Origin of the sequence: Pseudomonas sp. G2-4, assembly GCF_030064125.1 — a bacterium.
Lineage (GTDB): Bacteria > Pseudomonadota > Gammaproteobacteria > Pseudomonadales > Pseudomonadaceae > Aquipseudomonas.
This window is the reverse complement of record NZ_CP125957.1, coordinates 4,683,424-4,705,741: the sequence shown is the minus strand read 5'-3', so window position 1 is coordinate 4,705,741 and position 22,318 is coordinate 4,683,424. Positions and strand designations below refer to the sequence as shown.

21 protein-coding genes are annotated in these 22,318 nt (G+C 61.6%); 18 read left to right on the top strand and 3 right to left on the bottom strand.

Going from position 1 to position 22,318, the window contains the following annotated elements; translation table 11 throughout:
* Positions 1–35 precede the first annotated feature (35 nt).
* Together QNH97_RS20465 and QNH97_RS20460 are read left to right on the top strand one after the other, a co-directional pair.
* A complete protein-coding gene (locus QNH97_RS20465; protein WP_283553647.1) occupies positions 36–968 on the top strand; it encodes an ABC transporter ATP-binding protein in 933 nt (310 codons plus the stop codon).
* On the top strand, positions 965–1,744 hold the full coding sequence (locus QNH97_RS20460; RefSeq protein ID WP_283553646.1) for an ABC transporter permease: 780 nt from the start codon (positions 965–967) through the stop codon (positions 1,742–1,744). The genes QNH97_RS20465 and QNH97_RS20460 overlap by 4 nt, the downstream gene beginning before the upstream one ends.
* A 298-nt stretch (positions 1,745–2,042) precedes the next feature.
* Here the strand turns inward: QNH97_RS20460 and QNH97_RS20455 are convergent, their stop codons facing one another.
* The gene (locus QNH97_RS20455) at positions 2,043–2,558 is read right to left on the bottom strand and encodes a DUF2062 domain-containing protein (protein WP_283553645.1); all 516 of its coding nucleotides are present in this window, start codon (positions 2,556–2,558) and stop codon (positions 2,043–2,045) included.
* Between the two features lie 145 nt (positions 2,559–2,703).
* Between QNH97_RS20455 and QNH97_RS20450 the strand changes: the two genes are divergently transcribed.
* The 12 genes from QNH97_RS20450 to QNH97_RS20395 all read left to right on the top strand — a co-directional run bounded on the left by QNH97_RS20450 (position 2,704) and on the right by QNH97_RS20395 (position 14,196).
* The gene (locus tag QNH97_RS20450; RefSeq protein WP_283553644.1) at positions 2,704–4,950 is read left to right on the top strand and encodes a DNA internalization-related competence protein ComEC/Rec2; all 2,247 of its coding nucleotides are present in this window, start codon (positions 2,704–2,706) and stop codon (positions 4,948–4,950) included.
* Between the two features lie 96 nt (positions 4,951–5,046).
* Positions 5,047–5,682, top strand: coding sequence for a flagellar polar localization protein PocA (gene pocA / locus QNH97_RS20445; protein ID WP_283553643.1), 636 nt, complete (start codon positions 5,047–5,049; stop codon positions 5,680–5,682).
* Positions 5,679–6,107 (top strand): flagellar polar localization protein PocB, encoded by a 429-nt coding sequence (gene pocB / locus QNH97_RS20440; RefSeq protein WP_283553642.1) that lies wholly within the window; start codon positions 5,679–5,681, stop codon positions 6,105–6,107. Before pocA ends, pocB begins: the two co-directional genes overlap by 4 nt.
* Positions 6,107–7,117, top strand: coding sequence for a tetraacyldisaccharide 4'-kinase (gene lpxK, locus QNH97_RS20435; RefSeq protein ID WP_283553641.1), 1,011 nt, complete (start codon positions 6,107–6,109; stop codon positions 7,115–7,117). Before pocB ends, lpxK begins: the two co-directional genes overlap by 1 nt.
* A 23-nt stretch (positions 7,118–7,140) precedes the next feature.
* Positions 7,141–7,326 carry a Trm112 family protein gene (locus tag QNH97_RS20430; protein ID WP_003179363.1) on the top strand — a complete coding sequence of 62 codons (186 nt, stop codon included), beginning with the start codon at positions 7,141–7,143 and terminating at the stop codon, positions 7,324–7,326.
* Entirely contained in the window at positions 7,323–8,087 is a 765-nt protein-coding gene (gene kdsB / locus QNH97_RS20425; protein ID WP_283553640.1) for a 3-deoxy-manno-octulosonate cytidylyltransferase, read from the top strand. The genes QNH97_RS20430 and kdsB overlap by 4 nt, the downstream gene beginning before the upstream one ends.
* Positions 8,087–8,551 carry a low molecular weight protein-tyrosine-phosphatase gene (locus QNH97_RS20420; protein WP_283553639.1) on the top strand — a complete coding sequence of 155 codons (465 nt, stop codon included), beginning with the start codon at positions 8,087–8,089 and terminating at the stop codon, positions 8,549–8,551. The genes kdsB and QNH97_RS20420 overlap by 1 nt, the downstream gene beginning before the upstream one ends.
* On the top strand, positions 8,548–9,567 hold the full coding sequence (murB, locus tag QNH97_RS20415; RefSeq protein ID WP_283553638.1) for a UDP-N-acetylmuramate dehydrogenase: 1,020 nt from the start codon (positions 8,548–8,550) through the stop codon (positions 9,565–9,567). Before QNH97_RS20420 ends, murB begins: the two co-directional genes overlap by 4 nt.
* Positions 9,568–9,834: 267 nt before the next feature.
* Positions 9,835–10,305 carry a (2Fe-2S)-binding protein gene (locus QNH97_RS20410; RefSeq protein WP_283553637.1) on the top strand — a complete coding sequence of 157 codons (471 nt, stop codon included), beginning with the start codon at positions 9,835–9,837 and terminating at the stop codon, positions 10,303–10,305.
* Positions 10,302–12,617 carry a xanthine dehydrogenase family protein molybdopterin-binding subunit gene (locus tag QNH97_RS20405; RefSeq protein ID WP_283553636.1) on the top strand — a complete coding sequence of 772 codons (2,316 nt, stop codon included), beginning with the start codon at positions 10,302–10,304 and terminating at the stop codon, positions 12,615–12,617. Before QNH97_RS20410 ends, QNH97_RS20405 begins: the two co-directional genes overlap by 4 nt.
* A complete protein-coding gene (locus tag QNH97_RS20400; RefSeq protein ID WP_283553635.1) occupies positions 12,617–13,588 on the top strand; it encodes an XdhC family protein in 972 nt (323 codons plus the stop codon). The genes QNH97_RS20405 and QNH97_RS20400 overlap by 1 nt, the downstream gene beginning before the upstream one ends.
* A 20-nt stretch (positions 13,589–13,608) precedes the next feature.
* Entirely contained in the window at positions 13,609–14,196 is a 588-nt protein-coding gene (locus QNH97_RS20395; RefSeq protein ID WP_283553634.1) for a nucleotidyltransferase family protein, read from the top strand.
* A gap of 227 nt (positions 14,197–14,423) precedes the next feature.
* On the opposite strand, the gene rne is transcribed toward QNH97_RS20395, so the two are convergent.
* On the bottom strand, positions 14,424–17,642 hold the full coding sequence (gene rne, locus QNH97_RS20390; RefSeq protein WP_283553633.1) for a ribonuclease E: 3,219 nt from the start codon (positions 17,640–17,642) through the stop codon (positions 14,424–14,426).
* A gap of 699 nt (positions 17,643–18,341) precedes the next feature.
* Between rne and rluC the strand changes: the two genes are divergently transcribed.
* Genes rluC through QNH97_RS20375 form a run of 3 tightly spaced genes read left to right on the top strand, consistent with a single transcriptional unit; the run spans position 18,342 to position 20,960 of the window.
* Positions 18,342–19,298, top strand: coding sequence for a 23S rRNA pseudouridine(955/2504/2580) synthase RluC (gene rluC, locus QNH97_RS20385; protein ID WP_283553632.1), 957 nt, complete (start codon positions 18,342–18,344; stop codon positions 19,296–19,298).
* Entirely contained in the window at positions 19,288–19,950 is a 663-nt protein-coding gene (locus QNH97_RS20380; protein WP_283553631.1) for an HAD-IA family hydrolase, read from the top strand. The genes rluC and QNH97_RS20380 overlap by 11 nt, the downstream gene beginning before the upstream one ends.
* Before the next feature lie 20 nt (positions 19,951–19,970).
* The gene (locus QNH97_RS20375; RefSeq protein WP_283553630.1) at positions 19,971–20,960 is read left to right on the top strand and encodes a S49 family peptidase; all 990 of its coding nucleotides are present in this window, start codon (positions 19,971–19,973) and stop codon (positions 20,958–20,960) included.
* Between the two features lie 134 nt (positions 20,961–21,094).
* Here the strand turns inward: QNH97_RS20375 and QNH97_RS20370 are convergent, their stop codons facing one another.
* Complete coding sequence (locus QNH97_RS20370; protein ID WP_283553629.1) at positions 21,095–21,673, bottom strand: Maf family protein; 579 nt, start codon at positions 21,671–21,673, stop codon at positions 21,095–21,097.
* Between the two features lie 105 nt (positions 21,674–21,778).
* Here QNH97_RS20370 and QNH97_RS20365 point away from each other — a divergent pair, with 105 nt between their 5' ends.
* Positions 21,779–22,306, top strand: a complete 528-nt coding sequence (locus QNH97_RS20365; RefSeq protein WP_283553628.1) for a YceD family protein — start codon at positions 21,779–21,781, stop codon at positions 22,304–22,306.
* Positions 22,307–22,318: the final 12 nt, after the last annotated feature.

The following is a 22,318-nucleotide window of genomic DNA, read 5'->3' as shown; positions in this document are numbered from 1 at the left end:
CATTGTTTCTTCCCTTCTTGGTGCGTAAATCCGATATGAGTTCCGCTCTGTCCATCCGGCAGTTAACCAAAACCTACGGCAACGGTTTCCAGGCCCTGAGTGGTATCGATCTGGACGTCGCTGAAGGTGACTTCTTCGCCTTGCTCGGCCCCAACGGCGCCGGCAAATCCACCACCATCGGTATTCTTTCCACCCTGGTGAACAAAACCAGCGGCACGGTGAATATCTTCGGCCATGACCTGGACCGCGAGCCCGCCGCCCTCAAGCGCTGTATAGGCGTGGTGCCCCAGGAGTTCAACTTCAACCAGTTCGAGAAAACCTTCGACATCGTCGTGACCCAGGCCGGTTACTACGGTATTCCGCCGAAGATCGCCAACGAGCGCGCCGAGCAGTACCTGACTCAGTTGGGGTTGTGGGACAAGCGTGACGTGCCGTCCCGTTCATTGTCCGGCGGCATGAAGCGCCGACTGATGATTGCCCGCGCACTGGTGCACGAACCGCGCCTGTTGATCCTCGACGAACCGACCGCGGGCGTGGACATCGAACTGCGCCGTTCGATGTGGACCTTTCTGACTGAACTGAACCAGAAAGGCATCACCATCATCCTCACCACGCATTACCTGGAAGAGGCCGAGCAGCTGTGCCGCAACATCGGCATCATCGACCACGGCACCATTGTCGAAAACACCAGCATGCGGCAGTTGCTCAGCCAACTGCATGTGGAAACCTTTCTGCTGGACCTTAAAAACGATCTGCAGGTCGCGCCGCAGCTCATCGGTTATCCGGCCCGACTGGTGGACAGCCACACCTTGGAAGTCCAAGTGGATAAAGCCGTTGGCATTACCGGGTTGTTCAGCCAACTGGCGCTGCAAAACATTGAAGTGTTGAGCCTGCGTAACAAAACCAATCGCCTTGAGGAGTTGTTCGTGTCCCTGGTGGAGAAAAATCTGGCGAAGGTGGCGGTATGAGTTCCGAACTGCGCCCCAACCTCATCGCCCTCAATACCATCGTTTACCGCGAAGTCCGGCGCTTTATGCGGATCTGGCCGCAGACCCTGCTGCCGCCGGCCATCACCATGGTTTTGTACTTCGTCATTTTCGGCAACCTGATCGGCCGGCAGATCGGCGACATGGGTGGTTTCACGTATATGGACTACATCGTGCCGGGGCTGATCATGATGTCGGTGATCACCAATGCCTACGGCAACGTGGTGTCGAGTTTCTTCGGTGCCAAGTTCCAGCGTTCGATCGAGGAACTGATGGTCTCGCCGGTTTCGCCTCATATCATCCTGATCGGCTACACCTTGGGCGGTGTATTGCGCGGCTTGGCGGTGGGCTTGATCGTGACCTTGCTGTCGCTGTTCTTCACCGATCTGCAGGTGCATCACTTGGGGGTGACGATATTGGTGGTGGTATTCACGGCGACGATCTTTTCGCTGCTGGGTTTCATCAATGCGGTGTTTGCGCGCAACTTTGATGACATTTCCATTATCCCGACGTTTGTGCTGACGCCGCTGACCTACCTGGGTGGGGTGTTCTACTCGATCTCGCTGCTGCCGCCGTTTTGGCAGACTGTGTCGCTGGCCAACCCGGTGCTGCACATGGTTAACGCTTTCCGCTATGGGATTCTTGGGGTTTCGGACATCAAGATCAGCGTCGCGATTACCTTCATGGTGGTGGCGACCTTGGCGCTTTATATTGGTTGTGCGCGGTTGTTGGTGAGTGGGCGGGGGATGCGTACCTGACATTCCTTGCGGGAGCGAGCCTGCTCGCGATAGCACCAGTATGAACACTACAAAAAAGGCCTCCATTCCCAAGACAATGCGGTTCATTCAAGAGAAATGATGGACCTGTGGCGAGGGAGCTTGCTCCCGCTCGGCTGCGAAGCAGTCGTAAAACCGGCGGGTGCGGTGTGTCTGATGCTCCGCATTTGGCAGGTTTTGGGGCCGCTTCGCGGCCCAGCGGGAGCAAGCTCCCTCGCCACGGGTTTGTCGATTGCCTTAAGGGAACAGCATTACCATTCCCAGGAGGCTTTTTCGCATCTCACATCCGACTTTTCTTACGCCGCTTCCACTGCCGAGTCACCCACCAACGCCAATAGCTCATGGTGACGAAGTAGGCGAGGGCACCAAGCACCAGGCCAGTCACCACCGACCCCAACAGAAACGGTTGCCATAAAGTGGACAACTGGCCGCTGATCCATTCCCAAGTCAGTTCCTCAGGCAACGTACGGGGCGGCACATCCATCAGCCAGGCGCCGGTCTGATAGGTGCAGAAAAATACCGCCGGCATCGTGATCGGATTGGTCAGCCAGACCAGGCTCACCGCGATCGGTATATTGCCGCGCACCGTGATAGCCAGCGCCGCGGCCAGCAACATTTGCAAAGGGATCGGCAGGAAAGCGGCAAACAGACCGACAGCCATCGCCCGTGCCACGGAATGCCGGTTGAGGTGCCAAAGGTTGGGATCGTGCAGCAGGGTGCCGAGAAAACGTAAGGATTTGTGTTCCCGAATGCTCTCTGGGTCTGGCATGTAACGTTTGAATAGGCGCCGGGGCATAAGGCTTCTCGGTCGGTTCAAAGCAATAAAGCCGCAAGTATGTCCGTATTCTACGGCTGGCAGATTCAGACTTTGTGACAATTGATATCGCCCACGGTGCCCATGACCGACTATGCCTGATGAGGGGACTCTCAAGGACGGGGTTATGCGCACAGGATTAGTCGCGCTTGCACTGGGGCTGTTGGCCCCGGTTTTTTTACCGGCACTGCCACCGCTATGGCTGATTGTCGTCATGCCGGTGCTGGCGCTGATGGTTTTGCCGTTTCGAACCTATCCGCTGGGTTTTTTCCTGTTCGGGTTGGCCTGGGCTTGCCTTTCGGCGCAGTTTGCGCTGGACGACCGATTGCCCGCCACGCTGGAGGGAGAGACGCGCTGGGTCGAAGGGCGCGTCGTCGGCTTGCCGCAGTACAGCGACGGCGTGGTGCGCTTCGAGCTGGCCGAGGCCCAGTCACGTCGTACCCGGCTGCCGACGTCGATGCGCCTGGCTTGGTTCGGCGGTCCGCCCGTCAGCAGCGGCGAGCAATGGCGACTGGCAGTGAAACTCAAACGGCCCGCCGGGTTGCTGAACCCGCACGGATTTGACTATGAAGCCTGGTTGTTGAGCCGGGGCGTCGGCGCGACTGGCACGGTGAAGGATGGCCGTCGCCTCCAGGCGGCCCAGGGCGCTTGGCGCGACAGCGTGCGACAGGCGCTGGCCCAGGTCGACGCCCAGGGTCGTTCCGGTGCGTTGGCGGCCTTGGTGCTTGGTGACGGCAGCGGGTTGAGCCGCGATGATTGGCAAGTGCTGCAAGACACGGGCACTGTCCATTTGCTAGTGATCTCCGGGCAGCACATCGGGTTGCTCGCCGGCCTGGTGTACCTGCTTGTGGCCGGTGCGGCACGCTATGGTGTGTGGCCGGAGCGTCTGCCATGGTTGCCTTGGGCTTGCGCGCTGGCCTTCAGCGCAGCCTTGGGCTACGGCTTGCTCGCCGGCTTCGAGGTGCCGGTGCGGCGAGCCTGCGCGATGATTGGGCTGGTGCTGCTGTGGCGCTTGCGCTTCAAGCATCCGGACCCCTGGTGGGCATGGCTGCTGGCCTTTAATGGCGTGTTGCTGTTCGATCCGCTGGCCAGCCTGCGACCAGGGTTCTGGCTGTCGTTTGCGGCGGTGGCGATATTGATGTTCACCTTTGGCGGGCGCTTGGGCCCCTGGCGCTGGTGGCAGACCTGGACCCGTGCCCAATGGCTGGTTGCGGTCGGTCTGTGTCCGCTGCTGTTGATATTGGGCTTGCCGGTCAGCCTCAGCGGGCCACTGGTAAACCTGCTGGCGGTGCCTTGGATCAGCCTGTTGGTGTTGCCGCCGGCGCTGCTCGGCACGGCGTTGTTACCGGTGCCGTTCATCGGTGAAGGGCTGCTGTGGATCGCGGGCGGCTTGCTCGACTTGTTGTTCAAGGGGCTGGCATGGGTAGCCGGGCGAATGCCTGCTTGGGTGCCTGCTTCGATTCCGCCCTGGGCCTGGAGCATCGCCGTCCTCGGTGCTTTTTTACTGTTGTTGCCCAGGGGGCTGCCGCTGCGGGTGCTGGGGTGGCCGATGTTGCTGTTGATGGTTTTTCCGCCGCGAGAAAGTGTGCCGCCAGGCCGCGCCGAAATCTGGCATCTGGACGTAGGCCAAGGGCTTGCGGTGCTTGTGCGTACCCATCGCCATACCCTGCTTTACGATGCCGGGCCGCGCTTTGGTGACGCCGACATGGGTAAGCGCGTGGTGTTGCCCACCTTGCGCAAGCTGGGGGTGCAGGCCCTGGACCTGATGCTGCTCAGCCATGCCGACGCCGATCACGCCGGCGGCGCCCAAGCCGTACGTAACGGCTTGCCAACGACGCGGGTCATCAGTGGCGATCCTGCCGCCCTGCCTGTCGGGCTGCAAGCTGGAGAGTGCGACAGCGGCGAGCGTTGGGAATGGGATGGGGTCAGGTTCGAACTGTGGCAGTGGTCCGCAGCTGTTGAAAGCAACCAGAAGTCCTGCGTCTTGCTGGTCGAGGCTGGCGGCGAGCGCTTGCTGCTGACCGGCGATGTCGATATCCATGCCGAACGCGCCTTGCTCGACGGGCCTCTGGCGACACCGATCCAATGGCTGGCTGCTCCGCATCATGGCAGCCGCAGTTCCTCGTCGATGGCGCTGTTGTCACGCTTGAAACCTCATTCGGTGCTGATCTCCCGGGGGCAAGGCAACGCGTTTGGTCATCCGCATCCCCGGGTGCTCGCTCGATACCGACGGCTGGGCATGGCGATTTACGACAGTGCCGAGCAAGGCGCCATTCGTCTGCAGCTGGGCGCCCATGAACCACCTTTCACCCAGGTCGGGCAGCGACGCTACTGGCGCAGTCCGTCGCCCGTGGGGCCAAAGGCCGAACATTGACTCGGGTCAGCTTGCGCGACGGACTTATCGGGAGGTCGGGCCTCCAAGGCGAGTCTGTATGATAAAGTGGCGCACTTTTTCGAGGGGGCTGTCACTGTGTGGGAATTGGTCAAATCCGGCGGCTGGATGATGTTGCCGATCATTCTGAGTTCCATCGCGGCACTGGGTATCGTTGCCGAACGCCTGTGGACCCTGCGGGCCAGCCGCGTGACCCCGGAGCATCTGCTAGGGCAGGTGTGGGTCTGGATCAAGGATAAGCAACTGAACAAGGACAAGCTCAAGGAACTGCGGGCCAGTTCGCCCTTGGGGGAAATCCTGGCGGCGGGCCTGGCCAACTCCAAGCATGGTCGCGAGATCATGAAGGAGTGCATCGAGGAGGCTGCCGCTCGAGTCATCCATGAACTGGAGCGCTATATCAACGCCTTGGGCACCATCGCCGCCATGGCCCCATTGCTGGGCCTGCTGGGGACGGTGCTGGGCATGATCGACATTTTCAGCGCGTTCACCGGATCCGGCATGACCACCAACGCCTCGGTATTGGCTGGTGGTATTTCCAAGGCCCTGATCACCACCGCTGCGGGCCTGATGGTGGGGATCCCTTCGGTCTTTTTCCATCGATTCCTGCAACGACGCATCGACGAGTTGGTGGTGGGCATGGAGCAGGAAGCCATCAAGCTGGTGGAGGTGGTGCAAGGCGACCGTGACGTGGACCTGGCCGGGGGCAAGCAGTGAAATTCCGCCGCAAACCACGGGAAACCATCGAGATCAACCTCGCGTCGCTGATCGACGTGGTGTTCATCCTGTTGTTGTTTTTTGTCGTGACCACCACGTTCACCCGGGAAACCCAGCTCAAGGTTGAATTGCCGCAAGCTGTCAGTGGTTCACCGGCTGAAGACCAGCAATTGAAGAACCTGGAAGTCACCATCAGCGCCGAAGGGGCCTTCTCAGTGAACAACCAGCTGCTGCCCAAGAGTGACCTGGCGAGCCTGATCGAGGCCCTGCAGAAGGAGTCCGGCGGTGACACCACGCTGCCGCTGTCCATCAGTGCCGATGGCAAGACCCCTCATCAATCGGTCATCACCGCCATGGATGCGGCCGGCAAGCTCGGTTTCAGCCATCTGCGCATGACCACGGTCGAGGCGGCACCGGCACCCTGATGGCCATGTCCGATCGATTGCTAGCCGCGTGGTACGAAGGCCATCCGGCCCTGACCCTGCTACGGCCGCTGGAATGGCTGTACCGGCGGGTGGTGGTCGGCAAGCGCGAGCGGTTCCTGGCGGGTGAAGGTCAGATCTACCAGCCACCCGTGCCGCTGGTGGTGGTCGGCAATATCACGGTGGGCGGCACCGGCAAGACGCCGTTGATCCTGTGGATGATCCAGCACTGCCAGCGCAGCGGCCTGCGAGTCGGTGTGGTTAGCCGGGGCTATGGTGCCAAACCGCCGCGGCTGCCGTGGCGGGTCGAGGCCGGGCAGGGCGCCGACATCGCGGGCGACGAGCCGCTTTTGATCGCCCAGCGCACCGGCGTGCCGTTGATGATCGATCCCGATCGCAGCCGCGCGGTGCAGGCGTTGCTCGAGTCCGAGCCGCTGGACCTGATCCTGTCCGATGACGGCATGCAGCATTACCGTATGGCCCGGGACCTTGAACTGGTGCTGATCGACAACGCCCGGGGCTTGGGCAATCGACGCTGTCTACCCGCTGGCCCGTTGCGCGAACCGGTCGAGCGCCTGCAATCGGTCGATGCCGTGCTGTACAACGGCGCTAGCGCCGACCGCGAAGACGGCTTTGCCTTTGAGCTGCGGCCCACTTCCCTGGTGAACCTGGCCAGTGGCGAACGACGGCCTCTCGACCATTTTCCACCCGGCCAGGCCTTACACGCCGTGGCCGGCATCGGTAATCCCCAGCGTTTCTTCAAGACCCTTGAAACGCTACACTGGCGGCCAATACCGCACGGGTTTGCCGACCACGCCGAATACAGCGCCCAGGCGTTGAACTTCACGCCTTCGTTGCCAGTAGTCATGACGGAAAAGGACGCGGTCAAATGCCGAGCCTTCGCCGCGCCCGACTGGTGGTACCTGGCGGTAGACGCCGCGCCATCGCCGGCCTTCGCGGACTGGTTCGATACGCAGTTGATGCGCCTGTTGCCGGATCGGCTTTTGCCTTAAAACCTTTTATCCAGGGGAGTTTCATGGACACCAAATTGCTCGACATTCTGGCCTGCCCAGTCTGCAAAGGCCCGCTCAAGCTCAGCGCCGACAAGACCGAACTGATCAGCAAGGGCGCCGGCCTGGCCTACCCGATTCGTGATGGCATCCCGGTCATGCTCGAAAGCGAAGCCCGTACCCTGACCACCGATGAGCGCCTGGATAAATGACCACCGCCTTTACCGTTGTCATTCCGTCGCGCTTCGCCTCGACGCGCCTGCCCGGCAAACCGCTGCTGTTGATCGCTGGCAAACCGATGATCCAGCACGTCTGGGAGCAGGCCTGCAAGAGCAGCGCCCAGCGCGTGGTGGTAGCGACGGACGATGGGCGCATCGTGGAGGCCTGCAAAGGCTTTGGCGCCGAGGTGATCCTGACCCGCGAGGACCACAACTCCGGTACCGATCGCCTGGCGGAGGTCGCAGAGAAACTCGGTCTGGAACCTGATGCCATCGTGGTCAATGTCCAGGGCGACGAGCCGTTGATCCCGCCCAGCGTGATCGATCAGGTCGCGGCCAACCTGGCGGCCCACACCGAGGCGCGCATGGCCACTCTGGCCGAGCCGATCGAAGACGTGCAAACCCTGTTCAACCCCAGCGTGGTCAAGGTCGTCAGTGACCTCAACGGCCTGGCGCTGACCTTCAGCCGCGCGACATTGCCTTGGGCCCGGGATGCGTTCGCCCAAAGCCAGGACGTGCTGCCGGAAGGCGTGCCGTACCGCCGCCACATCGGCATCTATGCCTACCGCGCCGGCTTCCTCCATGACTTCGTTGCATGGGGCCCGTGCTGGTTGGAAAACACCGAATCCCTGGAGCAACTGCGTGCCCTGTGGCATGGCGTGCGTATCCATGTCGCCGATGCGCTGATCGCCCCGCCGACGGGCGTCGACACCGCCGAAGACCTCGAGCGCGTTCGTCGCCTGCTGGAGGCCTGATGCGGGTTCTGTTCGTCTGCCTCGGCAACATCTGCCGTTCGCCCACCGCCGAAGGCATCTTGCGGCACAAGCTGCGCGAGGCTGGGCTGGCCGGGCAAGTGGAAGTCGCTTCCGCCGGCACCGGTGACTGGCATGTGGGCAAGGCCCCGGACAAGCGCAGCCAGGCGGCGGCCCTGAGGCGTGGCTACGATTTGTCGGCCCAGCGCGCGCAGCAGGTGACCCGCGCCGACTTCGCCGCCTACGACCTGATCCTGGCGATGGACAGCAGCAACCTGCGCAACCTCAAGGCCCTGCAACCGGCCAACGGCAGGGCCGAGCTGGACCTGTTCCTGCGGCGCTACGAGGCTGAATTCGATGACGTGCCGGACCCGTACTACGACGGCGACCAGGGCTTCGAACAAGTGCTGGACCTGATCGAACTTGCCACCGATCGCCTGGTGAACGAATTGAAGGGCCGGCTATGACCTTGCAAGTACAGGCGGGGGTCAGCCTCAGGCCCTTCAACAGTTTCGGTGTGGACGTGGCGGCCCGGTTGTTCGCCGAAGCCCACAGCGACGAGGATGTTCACGAAGCGCTGGCCTATGCCACCGAACATGAGGTGCCACTGCTGGTGATCGGCGGCGGCAGCAACCTGCTGCTGACCGGCGACATCGATGCGCTGGTGTTGCGCATGGCCAGCCACGGGATTCGCCTGCTCAGTGATGACGGCGAACACGTAGTGATCGAAGCCGAAGCCGGCGAACCGTGGCATCCTTTCGTCCAGCACACGTTGGCGCAAGGCTGGTCGGGGTTGGAAAACCTCAGCCTGATCCCCGGCACCGTAGGGGCGGCGCCGATGCAAAATATCGGCGCCTACGGTGTCGAGATCAAGGACGTCTTCGCCGGCCTCACTGCCCTGGATCGCCAGACCGGTGAGCTACGCGACTTCACCCTCGAAGAATGCCGTTTTGCCTACCGCGACAGCCTGTTCAAACAACAGGTGGGGCGCTGGCTGATCCTGCGGGTGCGCTTTGCCCTCAGTCGCGCTGCGCATCTACACCTGGAGTACGGCCCGGTGCGCCAACGGTTGACCGAGCAGGGCATCGAGCAGGCGACGCCTACCGATGTCAGCCGGGCCATTTGCAGCATCCGCAGCGAAAAACTCCCCGACCCGGCCGTGCTGGGCAACGCTGGCAGTTTCTTCAAAAATCCGCTGGTGCCGGCCTCGCAGGTGGCGCAACTCAAAGAGCAGTACCCGGACCTGGTGGCTTATCCACAGCCTGAAGGGCAGATGAAAGTCGCCGCTGGCTGGCTGATCGAACGAGCTGGTTGGAAGGGCTTTCGAGAAGGTGATGCCGGGGTGCACAAGTTGCAGGCGCTGGTGCTGGTCAACTATGGCAATGCCACGGGTCCGCAACTGTTGGACCTGGCCCAGCGCATCCAGAAAGACATCGCCGAACGTTTCGAGGTCGAGCTGGAAATGGAACCCAATCGGTACTGAAACGCGCTTTTGCCACCGGCTGAAAAAACGCCCTGTACACCCTGCACACGATCATTTGTGCAGGATTGTGCAGGGCGTTTTGCTTAATCATGGGTTAATTTAGCTCGCTAACGATGTCACCATCGACATCCTGAAGGCCCGGTGCAGACGCTTGCGAGCGTGTGCATAAGAGAGCCCGATCAGCCTGAGCCAGTCTGCGACAAACCAACCGTGAACCAAGCGGCAGATTGCTCGACCCCATAACTCCAATACTATGCGGGCGTGCCCATGATTACCCTGAAACTCAATGGAAAAGACCACCAACTGGATGTGACCGAGGACATGCCGCTGCTGTGGGCCATCCGGGATGTGGCCGGTTATAACGGCACCAAATTCGGCTGCGGCATGGGCTTGTGCGGCGCGTGCACCATCCACATCGACGGCGCCCCGGCGCGCAGTTGCATTACGCCGATCGGTTCTGTGAAAGGGCAGGACATCAGCACTATCGACGCGCTTCATACCGACCCGGTCGGGCAAGTCGTCCAGAAAGCCTGGCTCGATACCGCAGTCGCCCAGTGTGGTTACTGCCAGGGCGGGCAGATCATGTCTGCGACGGCCTTGCTCAAGACCAACCCCAACCCGAGCGATGAGCAGATTGAAGAAGCCATGGTCGGCAACCTCTGCCGCTGTGGCACCTATAACCGGATCAAGACCGCGATCCGCCAGGCCTCCACCCACCTGAAGGAGGCCAAGGCATGAGCCGTTTGCCCGATGATTTTGTGCTGAGCAACCTTAGCCGCCGGGGCTTTCTCAAAGGCGCCAGCGCCACCGGTGTGCTGGTGCTGGCTGCCAGTTGGGGCCTGCAGGATGCCTTTGCCGAGGACAAGAAATACGGCGCCGAGGGCATGCCCCATGGTGCGGTCGACGACCCGAAGGTATACGTGAGCATCGCCGCCGATGGCACTGTGACGGTGATCTGCAACCGTTCGGAAATGGGCCAGGGTGTACGTACCAGCCTGAGCATGGTGGTGGCCGATGAATTGGAGGCCGATTGGGCCAGGGTCTTGGTCAAGCAGGCGCCGGCCGATGAAGCGCGTTTTGGCAACCAGGACACCGACGGTTCGCGCAGCATGCGTCACTGGTACGAGCCGATGCGCCGTTGCGGTGCCGCTGCCCGGACCATGCTGGAACAGGCCGCCGCCGCGCAGTGGAACGTCCCCGTAGGTGAGTGCCGTGCGCAATTGCACAAAGTGCTGCACCAGCCTTCCGGCCGCGAATTGGGCTATGGCGAATTGGCTGCCGCCGCCAGTGCCTTGCCGGTGCCGGCCCGTGACAGCCTGCGTCTCAAGCAGCCTTCTGAATTCCGCTACATCGGCAAGGAAGCGACCCGGGCCATCGATGGCGATGACATCGTCAATGGTCGTGCCGTGTTTGGTGCTGATGTGCATTTCGACGGCATGCTCTATGCCGTTATCGCCCGCCCGCCGGTCTATGGCGGCAAGGTCAAGAGCGTGGACAGCAGCGCGGCGCTGAAAGTACCGGGCGTGGTCAAGGTGGTGCAGATCGAAGGGCGTCCGCTGCCCTCGGAATTCCAACCCCTGGGCGGTGTGGCGGTGCTGGCGAAAAACACCTGGGCGGCGATCAAGGGCCGCGAGGCGCTGAAAATCCAGTGGGACGACGGCCCGAATGCCGGTTATGACTCCATTGCCTATCGCAAGGAACTGGAAGCGGCTGCCCTCAAGCCCGGAAAAGTCGTGCGCAGCAGCGGTGATCTCGACGATGCGCTGGCCAAGGCTGATTCGACCTTGGAGGCGTCGTATTACTTGCCGCATCTGTCCCAGTCCCCCATGGAACCGATGGTCGCCGTTGCCCGGTTCAAGGACGGTCAATGCGAGGCTTGGGCGCCGAGCCAGGCGCCGCAGGTGACCCGTGAACGTGTCGCCGAACGCCTGGGTATTCCTTTCGAGAAGGTCACGGTGAACATCACGTTGCTGGGCGGCGGTTTCGGGCGCAAGTCCAAGCCCGATTTCGTCGTCGAAGCGGCGGTGCTGGCCAAGGAGTTTCCTGGCCAGGCGGTACGGGTGCAATGGACCCGCGAGGACGACATTCATCACTCGTATTTCCACACCGTATCGGCCGAATACCTGAAGGCTGGCCTGAACCAGGACGGTATGCCGTCCGGTTGGCTACACCGCACCGTCGCCCCGAGCATCACCGCACTGTTTGCACCGGGCATGACTCACGAGGCGCCGTTCGAAATAGGCATGGGCGTGACCAACATGGCCTACGCCATTCCCAACCTGCGTCTGGAAAACCCCGAAGCGGTGGCCCATGCCCGGGTAGGCTGGTATCGCTCGGTGTCGAACATTCCTCACGGTTTTGCGATTCAGAGCTTCATCGACGAATTGGCCCACAAGGCCGGTCAGGATCCGCTGAAGTACCAGCTCAAATTGCTCGGGCCGGACCGTAAGATCGATCCGCGTACCTTGAGCGAAGAATGGAACTACGGCGAATCCCCCGAGCGTTACCCGATTGATACGGCGCGGATCCGCACGGTGCTGGAAACCGCCGCGAAGGCCGCCGGTTGGGGCAGGGAACTGCCCAAGGGCCGTGGCCTGGGGCTGGCGGTGCACTACAGCTTCGTCACCTACGTGGCGGCGGTGCTCGAGGTGGAGGTCAAGGACGATGGCACGGTGATCGTGCACAAGGCGGACATTGCGGTGGACTGCGGCCCACAGATCAACCCTGAGCGCATCCGTTCGCAATTCGAAGGTGCCTGCGTCATGGGCTTGGGCAATGCCATGGTGGGGGAAATCAGCTTCAAGGACGGCAAAGTGCAGCAGGACAACTTCCACATGTACGAAGTGGCACGCATGTCCCTGGCGCCCAAGGAAGTGGCGGTGCATTTGGTCACTCCACCCGGTGAGGTGCCGTTGGGCGGTGTCGGCGAGCCGGGCGTACCGCCGATTGCGCCGGCGCTGTGCAACGCGATTTTCGCTGCCACCGGCAAGCGCATTCGTAACCTGCCGGTGCGCTATCAGCTGCAGGGCTGGCAGCAGGCCAAAGCCTGATGGACAGCGTTGATCTGAACGTCCTGCGCAGCGTGCTTCAATGGCGCCGCGCCGGACAGCGGGTGGTGTTGTTCACCGTGGTCCAGACCTGGGGCACTGCACCGAGGCCGCCGGGGGCGATGCTGGCCCTGCGCGAAGATGGCGTGGTGATTGGCTCGGTGTCGGGCGGTTGTGTCGAGGATGACTTGATCGCCCGGCTGCACGACGGTCGCATCCCGGCGGACGGTCCGCCGGTGCAACTGATCACCTACGGCGTGACCCGTGAGGAGGCGGCGCGCTTCGGCCTGCCGTGCGGCGGTACCTTGCGTCTGACCGAAGAGCGGGTTGGCGATCCCCAGTGGGTCGCTGAACTGTTGGAGCGCTGCGACGCCCATGAGATTGTCGCCCGTGAGCTGACGGTCAGCACAGGTCAGGTAGTTCTGACTCCGGCCAGCAAAACCGACGCCCTAGTGTTCGATGGCCACGTCCTGCGGGCCATCTACGGTCCGCGTTGGCGGCTTTTGCTGATCGGCGCCGGGCAGCTGTCGCGTTACGTGGCGGAAATGGCCCGGTTGCTGGATTTCGAAGTGCTGATCTGCGATCCACGCAAGGAGTTTGTCTACGGCTGGGAAGAACAACATGGCCGTTTCGTCTCGGGTATGCCCGACGAAGCGGTGCTGAGCATCCAGACCGACGAGCGCACGGCCATCGTGGCCCTGACTCACGATCCACGCCTGGACGACATGGCATTGCTGACTGCCCTGGATTCCCAGGCCTTCTATGTTGGAGCCCTGGGCTCGCGGGTTAACAGTCAAAAGCGCCGGGACAATCTGGCTCAGCTAGGCTTGTCAGCACAGGCCATCGAGCGGCTGCACGGGCCGATCGGCTTGCACATCGGCAGCCACACGCCGGCGGAAATCGCCCTGTCGCTGCTGGCCGAAATCGTGGCGATCAAAAATGGCGTTGAACTGCGTCAGAAAAAGCCGCTGTAAGCCCAAGGTGAGGAGGGCGTATGAGTGCGATAGGCGTGATCATTCTCGCGGCCGGATCGGGCAGCCGTTTCCGTCAGGTGGCAGGCCTCGATAAGGATAAGTTGCTGGCAGATTGCACAGGACGCGACGGTGCCGTCCGCTCGGTGATCGAGCAAGTGCTGGTGAATTTGCCTACGTCCCTGGAAAAGCGCGTCTTGGTAACGAGCAAGCATCGTCCGCAAGTCATTCGCATGGCCCAAGCCTATGGCTGTGATTTTGTGGAGCTGGACTCGCCCGGTTTGGGGGACAGCATCGCGGCCGGTGTCCAGGCCTGCCCGGACCTGGATGGATGGTTGATTGTGTTGGGCGACATGCCGTTCATCTTGCCGTCGAGTATCGAGCAGGTGGCGGCGGGGATTCGCGAGGATGACATCAGCGTGCCGGTCCTGGCCGGTGAGTACGGGCATCCGGTGGGATTTGGTCGTGGGTTTGGGCCGAAACTGATGGCATTGACCGGCGATCGGGGGGCCAAGGTATTGTTTGCCGGGGCGCAAGTGGTCGAAGTGCCGGTGGATGACGCTGGCGTGACGTGGGATGTCGATGTGCCGGAGGCACTGGCCTTCAAATAACAGGCGACGCAGAACCCCTGTGGGAGCGAGCTTGCTCGCGAAAGCGGTCTGACATTCAGCATTGATGCAAGCTGACCCGGCGCCATCGCGAGCAAGCTCGCTCCCACATTGGATCTTCAGTGGCATAAGTCTTGTACCTGGTCCCAGTCCTCCTGTGGATAAGTATGAGGGCATAAAAAAGCCCCGCCTGGGGTTAACCAGGCGGGGCTTTTTACTGGGCGATGGAATCAGGCGTGAGGTTTAGGCTCGTGCTGTTTTTCCAGGGCTTCAATGTGACGCGGTGCGACTTCTTCAGCGGAGTGCTGAGGTTCGTCGGCCACTGGAGCCGATTCTGCCGGGGCAGGTTCGGCAGCCGTTTCCGCGACCGGGGCAGGTGTTTCCTCGACGGCTTCCACGATTGGAGCGGCTTCGACCACAGGCGCTTGAGGGGCGGCAGCGGCAGCTTGTTCGGCTTCCTTCTGCAGACGCTCGGCTTCACGCTTGCGACGGCGCACTTCACGCGGATCGTTCGGCGCGCGGCCGTTCGCGGTCAGGGCGCTGGCAGGTGCAGGCTCTTCCACCGGAGCCGGTGCTTCGACAACCACCGGTGCTTCGACCAATGGAGCCGGCTCGACCACTTCTGGTTCGGCCGCTTTCACGGGTTCTGGCGTCGGCTCTGGCTCGACAACGGGCGTCGATGTGACGGGCTCCGCGGTCCAGTTGAACGCAGTCTGCTCCTCACGGGCAGGTTCTGGAGCCATTTCCTCAGCGGGTGTATCGAACACGGCTTCGACGGCAGGCTCGGCGATCATCGCTGGCTGTTCGACGACCGGTGCAGGCTCCACGACGGCTTCGGCTTCAGGCTCGGCTTCACGAGTCGGTGCGAGTTCCACTTCTGGCGACGCGGTGGCGTCTACCGGGGTGGTGGCTTCGACCACGGGCGCTTCAACCGGCGCGTTTTCCACCGTAGCGGTAGCACGTTCGGCTTGCTCATTGGCCTCGGCTTCGGCAGGGGCGCTGATGGTGCTGCTGGCAACTGCCGCCGTTACGGCCAGGCCCGCAGCCAGGTCCGCAGCGCTTGGTGCTTCAGCGTTCTCGGCGGATTCGGATTCTTCCGAACCTTCGATCACGTTGCCATTGGCGTCACGCTGGCGCTCACGACGGTTGCTGCGACGACGCTGGCCACGGGAGCGGCGGCGTGGACGATCGCCTTCGGCGCCGTCCTGACCGTCTTCCTGCAGTTGCTCTTCAGCGTTCAGCACTTCTTCTTCGCTGGCAGCGGCGGCTGCCTGCTCGGCGCGTGGCTGGCGCTCTTCGCGTGGAGGACGCGGTGCGCGCTCTTCACGAGGCTGGCGAGCTGGACGCTCTTCAGCGGTGGCGGCAGCGACGGCCGGGGCGGCATCCAGTGGCTCGCGCAGTTCACGCACTCGCTCTTCACGCTCGCCACGTGGCTTGCGATCTTCGCGAGGGGCGCGTGGTTGACGTTCTTCACGCGGTGCACGCGGTGCACGTTCTTCGCGGGCTACGGCTGGCGCTTCCTCACGGGCTTCACGAGGTTGGCGCTCTTCACGCGGCTCACGTGGCGCGCGCTCTTCACGCGGTGCACGTTCTTCGCGCGGCTTGCGCTCTTCATCACGGCGACCGTTACGGTTGCGGGTCTGCTGACGACCGTTGCGGCGTTCCTCGTTGCGGGCAGGGCGCTCGGTAGCGGCTGGCTTGGCGACAACGGCTGGCGCTGCAGGCTCTTCCTTGGTGGCGAACAGGCTGACCAGCGACTTCACCAGGCCTTTGAACAGGCTTGGCTCAGGTGCAGAGGCCGGGGCGGCAACCGGGGCGGCCACTTCGGTCGGGACCGGAGCGTTGGCGCGGGCCGGGGCAGTCTTGACCGCTGCTTCCTGGCGAACCAGGGTGCGGGTGGCAGCGGCAGCTGGCTGGACTTCTTCGACTTCGGCAGCGGCTGCAGCGATTTCGTAGCTGGACTGGTTGGTGTGGGCTTCCGGGCTGTCATCGCGCAGGCGCTGCACTTCGAAGTGCGGCGTCTCGAGGTGGTCGTTCGGCAGGATGACGATACGGGCCCGGGTGCGCAGTTCGATCTTGGTGATCGAATTGCGTTTTTCGTTGAGCAGGAATGCGGCCACCGGGATCGGCACTTGGGCGCGAACTTCGGCGGTGCGGTCTTTCAGGGCTTCTTCTTCGATCAGGCGCAGGATCGCGAGGGACAGCGACTCGACGTCACGAATAATGCCGGTGCCGTTGCAGCGCGGGCAGACGATGCCGCTGCTTTCGCCCAGGGACGGACGCAGGCGCTGACGGGACATTTCCAGCAGGCCGAAGCGCGAGATGCGACCGACCTGTACGCGAGCGCGGTCGGCTTCGAGGCATTCGCGGACTTTTTCTTCCACGGCGCGCTGGTTCTTGGCCGGGGTCATGTCGATGAAGTCGATGACGATCAGGCCGCCGATGTCACGCAGGCGCAACTGACGGGCGATTTCTTCGGCCGCTTCAAGGTTGGTCTGCAGGGCGGTTTCTTCGATGTCGCTGCCTTTGGTGGCGCGCGCCGAGTTGATGTCGATGGACACCAGGGCTTCGGTCGGATCGATGACGATGGAGCCGCCGGACGGCAGTTCGACGACGCGCTGGAAGGCGGTCTCGATCTGGCTTTCGATCTGGAAACGGTTGAACAGCGGAACGCTGTCTTCGTAGAGCTTGATCTTGCTGGCGTACTGCGGCATCACCTGGCGAATGAAGGTCAGGGCTTCGTCCTGGGCTTCGACGCTGTCGATCAGCACTTCGCCGATGTCCTGGCGCAGGTAATCGCGGATGGCGCGGATGATCACGTTGCTTTCCTGGTAGATCAGGAATGGCGCGGAGCGATCCAGCGAGGCTTCTTTGATGGCGGTCCACAGTTGCAGCAGGTAGTCGAGGTCCCACTGCATTTCTTCGCTGCTGCGGCCAAGGCCGGCGGTGCGAACGATCAGGCCCATGTCGGCCGGTGCAACCAAGCCGTTCAGGGCTTCACGCAGTTCGTTGCGCTCTTCGCCTTCGATGCGGCGGGAGATGCCGCCGGCACGCGGGTTGTTCGGCATCAGGACCAGGTAACGGCCGGCCAGGCTGATGAAGGTGGTCAGGGCGGCGCCCTTGTTGCCACGTTCTTCTTTTTCGACCTGGACGATGACTTCCTGGCCTTCGCTCAGGACGTCCTTGATGTTGACGCGGCCTTCCGGGGCTTTCTTGAAGTACTCGCGGGAGATTTCTTTGAGGGGCAGGAAGCCGTGGCGCTCGGAGCCGAAATCGACAAAGGCAGCCTCAAGGCTTGGTTCGATGCGAGTAATCCGGCCTTTATAGATGTTGGCCTTCTTCTGCTCGCGTGCACCGGATTCGATATCCAGGTCGTAGAGGCGCTGGCCGTCTACCAGTGCAACACGCAACTCTTCGGGTTGAGTTGCGTTAATCAGCATTCTTTTCATGTAGTACCGTCGGTTTCCGGGCTGCCGGAAACGGCGTTCGGCACACACGACTTCTCACGGTCGGTGTCAGGTGCGTCATGGAAGTGGCCGGGCCATTCCAGTGTCCAGCGAGTTCGACCCAATGATGGCGAAGTCGCGACGGACGCGTCCTGCTTGCTGGCTATTCAAGCACTCAGTCAGGAGGAGGAATCAACCGGCGTCTGTGGACGAGATGAAGCGTCTATATATAAGCCTAGTGCTACACAGTCCGACGGTTGTACATCTCCACCCTACACGTATCCCTGATAATCGGGTGCTGCCGCGCGCAGAATCCGCAGCGGGTTGGCATTTACCGTGAGCTCCGAAAGGGGAGGTCACGCATCATGGCTAATTTAGGCGTTGTTTCCGAAGCTCTCGCTCGGGTTCGTTCGTAGCTGACTGCACTTTGTGAACTGGCCGTGAATGTGGCGCGCAAGGCGAGTCAAAACTCTGCTTTGCCGCGTATTTCAGGCCTCATGTCACCTGCGCTCGTTACACCTGCAAACTCTACCGTTACGTCGCGAAAGCCCCGTAGGACGGCCTCTCGTCCTCGTGAATTGCGTTGGTCAGGGCCGGTTTTTGACCGTTAGTCCGCTGTCCAGCCACTTTTGGCGGCGTTCGCGACTATAGCAGCAATGATTAAGTGCTTCAATTCCATAAAAAATTGTTATGATCGCGGCCATGACAACTACTGCCCCTTCGACCCCTGCCGTTCAACTGCTCGAGGTCTCGCCGGAATATGCCGGCCAACGAATCGATAATTTCCTGCTAGCCCGGCTCAAAGGCGTGCCCAAGACTTTGATTTACCGCATTTTGCGTAAAGGCGAAGTGCGGGTGAACAAAGGTCGGATCAAGCCCGAATACAAGCTCCAGGCCGGCGATATCGTGCGCGTGCCGCCGGTTCGCGTGCCCGAGCGCGATGAGCCGGTGCCCCTGGCCCAAGGTCTGTTGCAGCGCCTGGAAGCGTCGATTGTCCATGAAGACAAGGCGCTGATCGTGATCAACAAGCCCGCGGGCATTGCAGTTCATGGCGGCAGCGGCCTGAATTTTGGCGTGATCGAAGCCTTTCGTCAGTTGCGCCCCGATGCCAAGGAGCTGGAGCTGGTCCATCGCCTGGACCGCGACACCTCCGGCCTGCTGATGATCGCCAAGAAGCGCAGCATGTTGCGCCACTTGCACGAGCAACTGCGCGGCGATGGCGTCGACAAGCGCTACATGGCGCTGGTGCGGGGTCGTTGGGATACCTCCATCAAGCAAGTCCGTGCGCCGTTGCTCAAGAGCAACCTGCGTTCCGGCGAGCGCATGGTGGAAGTCAACGAGGAGGGCAAGGAGGCACTGACGGTCTTCAAGGTGCTGCGCCGCTTCGGTGACTTCGCCACCCTGGTCGAGGCCAAGCCGGTGACGGGTCGCACCCATCAGATCCGCGTCCATACCCTACATGCCGGGCATTGCATTGCCGGTGACAGCAAATACGGCGATGACGATTTCACCAAGGAAATCCGCGACCTGGGCGGCAAGCGCCTGTTTCTCCATGCTTACATGCTCACCGTGCCGCTGCCCGATGGCGGCGAGCTGAAATTGCAGGCCCCTGTGGATGACATGTGGGCCAAGACCGTGGAGCGGTTGAGTGCATCCTGATTACAAACTGCTGATCTTTGATTGGGACGGCACTCTGGCCAATTCCATTGGTCGTATCGTGGAGTCGATGCATGTTGCGTCGGACCGTACGGGCTTTGCCCGGTGTGATGACTTCGCGGTAAAAGGCATCATCGGTCTCGGCTTGCCGGAAGCGATTCGCAGCTTGTATCCGGAGATCGATGACGATGAGTTGGTGGTTTTTCGTCAGCATTACGCCGATCACTACATTGCGCTGGAAGCCGAGCCTTCGCCGTTGTTCGATGGCGTGGTGGATACGCTCCATGCTTTGCGGGGCGAGGGCTATCACCTGGCGGTTGCTACCGGCAAGGCTCGCCGAGGGTTGGATCGGGTCTTGAAATCCCATGGCTGGGAAGATTACTTCGATATCACCCGCGCTGCGGATGAAACCGCCAGCAAGCCGCATCCGTTGATGCTTGAGCAGATACTGGCTCATTGTGAGGTGCGGGCGGATCAAGCGTTGATGGTGGGGGATTCCTCATTTGATCTGCAAATGGCCCGCAACGCCGGTATGGGGTCTGTCGCTGTCAGCTATGGCGCGCAGTCCATCGAGGCGCTGCGGGCATTCGAACCACGACTGGCGATTGACCATTTTCCTGAATTGCACGCCTGGCTGAGCCGGCGTACCGATTAAAATCTGTTGAGGATGCATGTATGACCGATGAATGGAAGGCACCGGCCAAAGCGAGCGCTGACAACGGTGATGATAAAAGCTGGAAATTGCTGGAAAAGACCCTGCTTGCCGGGGTGGAAGAACAGCGTCGTGCGCGTCGCTGGGGGATCTTCTTCAAGTCCCTGGTTTTCATCTATCTGTTTGTCGGCCTGGCGTTGATCTTCCAGGCAGTGGATATGAAAAAGGTTCCTGGGGGTGGTTCGGCCTATACGGCGGTCATCGACATCGAGGGCATGATTGCCGACAAGGAAACCGCCAGCGCAGACAACATCATCGGTAGCCTGCGGGCTGCGTTCGAAGATTCGAAGGTCAAAGGGGTCGTGCTGCGCATCAACAGTCCGGGCGGTAGTCCGGTGCAGGCGGGTTACGTTTATGACGAAATCGTGCGTTTGCGTGCGGCGCATCCGGATATCAAGCTCTATGCGGTCATTTCCGATCTCGGCGCCTCTGGTGCGTATTACATTGCCAGTGCGGCGGACCAGATCTATGCCGATAAGGCGAGTCTGGTCGGTTCCATTGGTGTGACCGCTGCGGGGTATGGTTTTGTCGAGACGCTGGGCAAGCTCGGAGTGGAGCGCAGGGTCTACACCGCTGGCGAACACAAATCCTTCCTCGATCCGTTTCAGCCGCAAAAGCCTGAGGAAACGCTGTTCTGGCAGGGCGTACTCGACACTACCCACAAACAGTTCATTGCCAGCGTCAAGAAGGGCAGGGGTGAGCGGCTGAAAGACAAGGAGCATCCGGAGCTGTTTTCCGGCCTGGTCTGGTCGGGAGAGCAGGCGTTGCCGTTGGGCTTGATCGACGGCTTGGGCAGTGCCAGTTCGGTGGCTCGTGATGTGATTGGCGAGAAGGAGTTGGTGGATTTCACCATCGAAGAGTCGCCGATTGACCGCTTCTCGAAAAAACTGGGGGCCAGCATCGCTGAGCATCTGGCGATGTGGATGGGGTTCCAGGGGCCGGCGTTGCGCTGATCTGAAAGATCGCACCGGCCCCCCGTGGCGAGGGAGCTTGCTCCCGCTGGGCTGCGCAGCAGCCCTTTTTTGCGGTCGCTGCGCAACCAGGCGGGAGCAAGCTCCCTCGCCGCGCAGGTGTGCAAGCCCATGTTTCAGGGGATCTGCACACCCTCGACCAGCAACATATCCACAAGGCGAATCAATGGCAGGCCAATCAGGCTGGTTGCGTCCGGGCCATCTGTGCTCTGGAACAGGCTGACGCCAAGCCCTTCGGCCTTGAAGCTGCCAGCGCAGTCGTAGGGCTGCTCGGCCCGCAGGTAGCGTTCAATACGCTCTGGATCCAGTACGCGCATGTTCACGGTAAACGGAATGCAGTCGACCTGGCAGGTGCCGGTGTGGCTGTTGAGCAGCGCCAGGCCCGTCAGGAAAGTGACCCTGGCGCCGCTGGCGGCCAACAGTTGTTCGCGGGCATTCTCGAAGGTATGAGGTTTGCCCAGGATGCGCTCGCCGAGCACGGCCACTTGATCCGAGCCGATGATCAGGTGTGCCGGGTGGTTGCCTGCCAGCGCCAGGGCTTTTTCCCGGGCCAGGCGCTTGACCAGTTCGAGGGCGGGTTCGCCGGGCCGATGGCTTTCGTCGATGTCCGGGGAGCTGCAGACGAACGGTAGCCTCAGGCGGGCGAGCAATTCCCGGCGATAGACGGAGCTTGAGGCGAGTAATAAAGGCAGCATGGGCATCTCCAAAAGACAGGATCGAATTCTAGCGAGGCGCGCAAGTGACGGACAGGGCTGAATTTCCTTTGACATGGCCGGGTGCATCCCTATAATGCTGCGCCTATGTTGAATGACCCGATTCCACCTCACGTTGACCCGCGCAAATTGGCTGACCGTGGCACCACCCTTCAAGGTGAGCTGCTGCTGGCCGATTTGAAGAGACTCTGCGACCCGCTTTCCGACGATGTCGGTACGGTCCAGGCCAAATTCGTTTTTGAACGAGATGAACGTAAATCTGTGGTAATCCACAGCTTTATCGACACTGAAGTCAAAATGGTTTGCCAGCGTTGTCTTGAGCTGGTCACCCTGCCGATCCACAGCGAATGCAGTTACGCCGTGGTGAAGGAGGGTGCGAATACCCAGTCGTTGCCGAAAGGTTATGACGTGCTGGAACTGGGCGAAGATCCATTGGATCTGCAGTCACTGATCGAGGAGGAGCTTCTGCTCGCCTTGCCCATTGTGCCTGCTCATCATCCGGAAGAATGCCAGCAGCCGGCGGGAGCAGGTGAGCCCGAACCGAGCGAGGACGAGGTAACGCGGTCCAACCCGTTCAGTGTATTGGCGCAGTTAAAGCGTGACCCAAACGTTTAGGAGTTAATCAAT